7 protein-coding genes are annotated in these 6,054 nt (G+C 68.2%); 6 read left to right on the top strand and 1 reads right to left on the bottom strand.

Features of this window, described 5'->3' with window-relative positions; genetic code table 11:
* Positions 1–42 precede the first annotated feature (42 nt).
* Entirely contained in the window at positions 43–885 is an 843-nt protein-coding gene (locus SCH01S_RS09285; RefSeq protein ID WP_046348522.1) for a class I SAM-dependent methyltransferase, read from the bottom strand.
* A gap of 75 nt (positions 886–960) precedes the next feature.
* Here SCH01S_RS09285 and SCH01S_RS09290 point away from each other — a divergent pair, with 75 nt between their 5' ends.
* The 6 genes from SCH01S_RS09290 to SCH01S_RS09315 all read left to right on the top strand — a co-directional run bounded on the left by SCH01S_RS09290 (position 961) and on the right by SCH01S_RS09315 (position 6,034).
* Positions 961–1,404: a helix-turn-helix domain-containing protein gene (locus SCH01S_RS09290; RefSeq protein WP_046348523.1), complete on the top strand. Its 444-nt coding sequence runs from the start codon at positions 961–963 to the stop codon at positions 1,402–1,404.
* Between the two features lie 9 nt (positions 1,405–1,413).
* Positions 1,414–2,619: a hydrolase gene (locus tag SCH01S_RS09295; RefSeq protein ID WP_046348524.1), complete on the top strand. Its 1,206-nt coding sequence runs from the start codon at positions 1,414–1,416 to the stop codon at positions 2,617–2,619.
* The gene (locus SCH01S_RS09300; protein WP_046348525.1) at positions 2,616–3,638 is read left to right on the top strand and encodes an arginine N-succinyltransferase; all 1,023 of its coding nucleotides are present in this window, start codon (positions 2,616–2,618) and stop codon (positions 3,636–3,638) included. Before SCH01S_RS09295 ends, SCH01S_RS09300 begins: the two co-directional genes overlap by 4 nt.
* A gap of 106 nt (positions 3,639–3,744) precedes the next feature.
* Complete coding sequence (locus tag SCH01S_RS09305) at positions 3,745–4,989, top strand: N-succinylarginine dihydrolase (protein ID WP_046348526.1); 1,245 nt, start codon at positions 3,745–3,747, stop codon at positions 4,987–4,989.
* Between the two features lie 71 nt (positions 4,990–5,060).
* Positions 5,061–5,282 (top strand): hypothetical protein, encoded by a 222-nt coding sequence (locus SCH01S_RS16445; RefSeq protein ID WP_046348527.1) that lies wholly within the window; start codon positions 5,061–5,063, stop codon positions 5,280–5,282.
* Positions 5,283–5,293: 11 nt separating this feature from the next.
* Complete coding sequence (locus tag SCH01S_RS09315) at positions 5,294–6,034, top strand: DUF72 domain-containing protein (RefSeq protein WP_046348528.1); 741 nt, start codon at positions 5,294–5,296, stop codon at positions 6,032–6,034.
* The last annotated feature ends 20 nt before the right edge of the window (positions 6,035–6,054 follow it).

Genomic DNA, 6,054 nt, shown 5'->3' on the forward strand with positions numbered 1-6,054 from the left:
GGCGACGGATTGCCTAGCGCCCAACGGCCCGACTGGAAAGCGCTACGCCGGTGCTTTGGCGCCGATCGTCCAGCAGGCTGCGGTGAATCGGACATCTGCTCCTTGCACAAACGGGTCGAACGCGGCGCGGACCGCATCGACGATCCGGGCGCGGGTGCCGCCATCCACCTCGCCCAGCACGCGGCCGAGGGGGCCCAGAAGCGTGAAGTAGCGCACCAGGTCGCCCTCCGGCATCGTGCAGGGGACGTCGAGCGGCTGGATATCGATGCCCTTCCAGCCGCTTTCCTCAAGAATCCGATGCACCCGGTCCGGATCGGCGAACGCGAATTGGCCCGGCCCATCGGCAGTGCGCGCGGGAAGGTTCGGTAGGAACGGGGCGGCGGCACGCTCGGCGACGGTCATGAACGGGTTCTCGTCCGCGCTTCGCCAAGCGACGATGCGCAGCGAGGCGCCGGGCCGTGCGGCACGGCGCAGGTTGGCGAAAGCCTTCACCGGATCATCGAAGAACATGACGCCGAAGCGTGAGACGATCATGTCGAAGCTGCCCGCCTCGAAGCCGTAGCTCTGCGCATCGCCGCACAGGAAGCGCGCCGCAAGATCGTTCGCCTCCGCCTGGCGGCGGGCGAGCGCGAGCATCGGCTCCGAAATGTCGATACCGACGCATCGGACTCCGGGCAGCCGCGCGATGGCGCGCGTGGTGCTGCCGGTGCCGCATCCGACGTCGAGCACGCGCCGCGCGGACGCAGCCTCCGCCGCGTTCGCCAGCAACCCCTCGATCGGCGTGAACAGCCGGTCGAGCAGGTCCTGCGCCTCGACCCAGGCGTAGCCGGCCTGGCCGTTCCAATTGATCCCTTGTTCGTTCGCCGCGTCGCGAATGGCGGTCATGATCGGCTCCTTACCGTTGCTTGCTGCACTCGAAAGCGGCATTCTGCCACTTCAAGTCGACTTGAGGTCAAGAGGGTGCGTGATCTGGATATCGCCGAGGTGGCGAAGCGCTCGGGCGTGCCCGCATCGGCGCTCCGCCACTATGAGGAAAAGGGGCTGATCGCTTCAATCGGCCGGCGTGGCTTGCGGCGACTGTTCGATCCCGGCGTGCTGGAGCGGCTGGCGCTGATCGCGACCGGGCGAGCGGCCGGCTTTTCGCTCGACGAGATCGCGCAGATGTTCGGAAGCGGGGGCGCCGGCATCGACCGGGCCATGCTGGCCTCGAAGGCGGACGAGCTGGACGCCGTGATCCGCAGGCTCAGCGCGATGCGCGACGGCCTGCGCCACGCAGCGGCTTGCCCCGCGCCGAGCCATATGGAGTGTCCCAAATTCCGCCGGCTGGTGAAAGCCGCAGCGACCGACATGGCCCGGCGCCGGCGCTCGGCCCCCGGTGTTGGCTTCCCCCGCCGGCGCGGCTAGAGCCGGCGCATGGGGTTGAGCGGGATCGAGCAGCGCGCATGCGAAGCGGCGGCGGCAGTGCCGATGCTCGACCAGGTGCAGGCCTGGGCCGCGGTCAACAGCGGATCGCGCAACCTGCCCGGGCTCACGACCATGGCGGGGCTGCTCGCCGACGCTTTTTCTGCGCTGCCCGGCAAACTCGAGCTGGTGCCCCCCGATCCGGTCGAGATCGTCGATCCGAACGGGTCGGTGCGCGCGGTCCAGCATGGCGCGCACCTGTTGCTGACCATGCGTCCCGATGCGCCGGTGCAGCTGCTCTTCACCGGTCATTACGACACGGTGTTCGGCGCCGATCACCCATTCCAGTCGCTGAAATCGCTGGACGATGGACGGCTGAACGGCCCCGGCGTCGCCGACATGAAGGGCGGCCTGTCGCTGATGTTGGCAGCCCTGAAAGCGGTCGAGACCACGCCGGCCGCCCCTTCGTTCGGCTATCAGGTGCTGATCGACAGCGATGAAGAGGTGGGATCACCCTCCTCCGCGGCCCTGATTGCCCGTGCGGCGCAGGGCAAGGCGGCCGCCTTTACCTACGAGCCGGCGCTCCCCGACGGGACGCTCGCCGGTGCGCGGGGGGGCTCGGGCAACTTCTCGATCGTGGTCAGTGGGCGATCCGCGCATGCCGGCCGCAATCCGGAAGAGGGTCGCAACGCGCTGCTCGCCGCGGCCGACCTGGCATTGCGGCTGGAGCAGGCGATCGGGCCGGGGCTCAAGGCCAATCCGGCGAAAATCGACGGCGGCGGCCCGAACAATGTCGTGCCCGATCATGCGGTGCTCCGCGTCAACTTCCGGCCCGCTTCGCCGGACGACGAGACACGCGCGCGCGCGCATCTCGACCAGGCTGTCGCGCAGGTCGCTGCCGCGCGCGACGTCCGCATCCACGTCCATGGCGGTTTCGGCCGTCCGCCCAAGCCGCTCGATCCCGCCGCCGAACGCCTGTTCGGGCTGGTGAAAAGCTGCGGCGCCGATCTGGGCCTCAACATCGGCTGGAAGGCGACCGGCGGGGTCTGCGACGGCAACAACATCGCCGCCTGCGGCGTGCCGGTCGTCGACACGATGGGCGCGCGCGGCGGCGCCATTCATTCGGAGGAGGAGTTCCTGATTCCCGAGTCGCTGCCCGAACGGGCGATGCTGTCCACGCTTGCCATTCTGCGCCTAGCCGATCGGGGCCGGCCATGAGCTGCTTTCTTCGCCCGGCAACCCTGAAGGACCTCGGCGCGCTGTATGAACTGGCGAAGCTGACCGGGGGTGGCTTCACCAACCTGCCGCCCGACCGGAATTCACTGCGCGCCAAGCTCGAGCGTTCGGCCGCGGCACTTGCGCGCGAGGCGGACGAGCATGTCGACGACCTGTTCGTCATGGTCCTGGAAAACAGCGAGACCGGGCAGGTCCGCGGCACCTGCCAGATCTTCACCATGGTCGGCCAGAACTGGCCTTTCTACTCCTACCGGCTCGGCACCCTCACCCAGACCTCCCGCGAGCTGAACCGCACCTTCCGCGCCGACATGCTGACGCTATCCACGGACCTCGAGGGCGCGAGCGAAGTCGGCGGCCTGTTCCTTCACCCGCGCGAGCGGGCCGGCGGCCTCGGCATGCTGCTGGCCCGCAGCCGCTATCTGTTCATCAAGAAACATCGCGGCCGCTTTTCGGACCGCACGCTTGCGGAGCTGCGTGGCGTGATCGACGAGGCGGGCGGCTCCCCCTTCTGGGACGGCCTGGCGGGCAAATTCTTCGGCATGAGCTTTCAGGAAGCCGACGAGTTCAATGCCACCAACGGCAATCAGTTCATCGCCGACCTGATGCCGAAGCACCCGATCTATATCGATATGCTGCCCGAAAGTGCGCGCGCGGTGATCGCGATGCCACATCCGAGCGGTCGCGCGGCGATGCGGATGCTGGAGCATGAGGGCTTCGCGCACGACAAATATATCGACATCTTCGATGGCGGCCCGACGATGGTCGCGCACACCGATCGCATCCGATCGATCACGGACGCGGTCGAATCGCGCGTCGCCCGGATCGGCGACGTGCCCGACGGCGAACGCCGCCTCGCCACGGCCGGGCGCCTGGCGGGCTGGCGGGCCGCCTACGCGCTGATGGAGCCGCTCGGCGACGGCGAGGTCGCGATCGATCCCGAGGGCGCGGAGATGCTGCTGGTGGATGTGGGCGACACCGTGATGCACGTGGGGCGGACGTGAAAGCAGAAGCCCGCTCGTCCCGAGCGAAGTCGAGGGGCGCTGCTCCAACTTATCACGTGCGCCCCTCGACTACGCTCGGGACGAGCGAACATCGGAGCCTGGAGCGGTGAAAGAGATCAACTTCGACGGCATTGTCGGCCCCAGTCACAATTATGCCGGCCTCAGCCTCGGCAATCTCGCGTCCGCCAGGAACGCGAACCAGACCAGCTATCCCCGCGCCGCAGCGCTGCAGGGTCTCGCCAAGATGCGGCACAATGTGCGGCTTGGCCTCACCCAGGGCGTGCTGCTGCCGCACCCGCGCCCGGACCGGCCGTGGCTGGAGGCGCTCGGGGCGACGATGGACAGTCCTGAGCCGATGCCGGCCTGGGCGCTCAGCGCCTCGCCGATGTGGACCGCCAATGCCGCGACCGTCTCGCCCGCGCCCGATACGCGCGACGGCAAATGCCACCTGACCGTCGCCAATCTCGTCACGATGCCGCACCGCAGCCACGAATGGCCGAACACGCTGAAGCAGCTGCGCCTCGCCTTCGCCAGTCCTGGCTTCATCGTGCACGGACCCGTTCCCACCCCGTTCGGCGACGAAGGCGCGGCCAATCACATGCGCCTTGCGCCTTCTCACGAGACGCCGGGCGTGGAAGTCTTCGTCTACGGCCGCACCGGTGGTCCCTTTCCTGCCCGCCAGCATCGGACCGCGTCCGAAGCGGTCGCCGCGCACCACGGCCTTGATCCGGCGCGCACCTTGTTCGTCGAGCAGGCGGAGCAGGCGATTGCCGCCGGCGCCTTCCACAACGACGTGGTCGCCGTCGCCGACGGGCTGACCTTGTTCGCGCACGAGCGGGCCTTTGCCGATCGCGACCGCTTCTACGCCGATCTCGAACGGCTGCTGCCGGACGTGCGGATCGTCGAGGTCCCCGCCGCGCGCGTGAGCCTTGCCGACGCGATCGCGAGCTATCTGTTCAACGCCCAGCTGGTTACGCTCCCCTCCGGCGAGCAAGCACTGATCCTGCCGACCGAGGCGCAGGCGATCCCCGCGGTGCGCGACTATCTGGAAGACCTGGTCGCCGGGAACGGCCCGATCCGCCGCACGGAGTTCGTCGACGTGCGCCAGTCGATGGCGAATGGCGGCGGCCCCGCCTGCCTGCGCCTCCGCGTGGTCGCCGACCCGGCCGAGGTCGATCCACGCTTCCTGGTCGACGACGCCAAGCTCGACCGGCTGGAAGCAGTGATCGCAGAGCATTGGCCGGAGTCGATCGATCCGACCCGCCTGTCCGACCCGGCCTTGCACGCCGCGGTAGAGCGGGCACGGGCGGCATTGCTGGATACGCTCGGTCTCGCGCACGAAGATCTTTAATCTCCCCTCCAGGGAGCCATTAACCCTTATTTTACCTTGTCCGACTCGGACGGGCGCGCGTTACTGCAGCGATGTTCGCCCGGCTCAAACGCCTGTTCACGGTCAAGACGCGGTTCGAAGCGTTCCTCGTGATCTATGCGCTTGCGCTCGGCGGATGCGAGCGGGGCATCCATTATCTCGGCCAATATCCGGGCATCGGCGGCAAGCTGCTGTTCCTCGCCTGCACCGGGAGCGTGTTCATGGCCGGCGGCATGATCCTCGACAATCTGGCGATGCGGCGGGAGCTGCGCTAAGCCTTTCGCCCATGATCCGGGTGGGCATTGGCGGGTGGACCTACGAACCGTGGCGGGGGACCTTCTATCCGCCCAAACTGCCGCATGCGAAGGAGATCGAGCACGCGACCCGCGCGCTGACCGCGATCGAGGTCAACGGCACCTATTACCGCCGCCAGACGCCCAAGACGTTTGAGAGCTGGGCCAAGACCGCGCCCGACGGCTTCGTCTACGCGCTAAAGGCCAGCCGTTTCTGCACCAATCGCAAGAATCTGGCCGAAGGCGAGGAGGGCATCCGCAATTTCCTCGACCAGGGCCTGACGGAACTTGGGCCCAAGCTCGGGCCGATCCTGTGGCAGCTGATGGGCACCAAGCAGTTCGACCCGGATGAGGTCGCCAGCTTCTTCGCGCTGCTGCCGAAGAGCTGGAACGGCGTGCCGCTCCGCCACGCGATCGAGCCGCGGCACGAAAGCTTCCGGACGCCCGAGTTCTTCGATCTCGCCCGCAAGGCAGACGTCGCCGTCGTCTATGCGCATGCCGCGGACTACCCGACGTTCGACGAGCAGACCGGCGATTTCACCTACGCCCGGCTGCAGCAATGCTGCGAGGAGAAGCCAACCGGCTACACCGCCGCCGAACTCGACGGCTGGGCAGACCAGGCACGGGCCTGGGCGCAAGGCGGCCGCGACGTGTTCGTCTTCTTCATCGCCGGCGCCAAGGTGCGGGCGCCATCGGCGGCAATGGCCCTGATCGAGCGGGTGGGACGGCCTTAGTAGCTCCTCCCCGGAACGGG

Source organism: Sphingomonas changbaiensis NBRC 104936 (assembly GCF_000974765.1).
Taxonomy (GTDB): Bacteria; Pseudomonadota; Alphaproteobacteria; order Sphingomonadales; family Sphingomonadaceae; genus Sphingomonas_B; species Sphingomonas_B changbaiensis.